Annotated in this window: 1 protein-coding gene; it reads right to left on the bottom strand. The window is 47.4% G+C overall.

What is annotated here, in order from left to right; genetic code table 11:
• A partial coding sequence (locus tag A3761_RS23050; RefSeq protein WP_156492054.1) for a prephenate dehydrogenase dimerization domain-containing protein occupies positions 1–914 on the bottom strand: 914 nt, incomplete at both ends.

The raw sequence follows: 914 nt of genomic DNA, 5'->3' as shown, positions 1-914 counted from the left end.
CATTAAGCATACGCTCTGTATGGTCTCGAGTCGGCGCTGGCTCCTGAACCTGTGTTTCGCCATCAGCGTATAAGCCCGCCAATAACAAACAAGACTTTACTTGCGCACTGGCCATTGGCATATCATAACGAATACCTGCCAGAGTTTGAGAACCACTAATTTTTAGAGGCGGACGTCCACCTTCCGCAGACTCAATTTTCGCACCCATTTGACGTAATGGGCCAGCAACTCGCTCCATTGGCCGCTTAGATAAAGACTCATCACCCGTCAATTCCGTATCAAATTTTTGCCCGGCAAGTAGACCGGCAAATAAACGCATACCAGTTCCTGAGTTACCAAGGTAAAGTGGCCCAGGAGGCGCTTGAAGACCATGCAGACCAACACCATGAATCTTAACTCGCCCTTCTTCTGGCCCCTCAATTACAACCCCCATATCCCTAAAGGCCTGAAGTGTCGCCAGACTATCTTCGCCCTCAAGAAACCCTTCAACTTCCGTCACTCCTTCTGCAAGAGCGCCTAACATTATTGAACGATGGGAAATCGATTTATCGCCCGCTACTCGGATATTTCCGCGAACTTCACCGCCAGGTGCCATTTTGAACGTTACATTTTTAGTATTCATAGTATCGGTATACGACTGTCCGTTTAGTATTTTTGAAAAGTGCTCTCTCGCAGACTTAGCTCGCGTAAAAACGCCTAACAAGTGCTGACTATCGCCTTGCTCGACACTGGTTCTCAAGGAAGCAAGGTCTGAAGTAAAGTGATCTAAAACCTTAAGTAAGGCATCTTTATTGGCAAGAAAAATGTCATGCCACATCAAAGGATCACTTGCGGCAATACGAGTAAAATCTCTAAAGCCTCCCGCTGCATAACGGAAGATCTCTTGGTTCTGCTCCTCACCGGCAAGCGTATCG

The organism is Oleiphilus sp. HI0123 (assembly GCF_001635315.1).
This window is presented reverse-complemented; position numbering and strand designations above follow the sequence as displayed.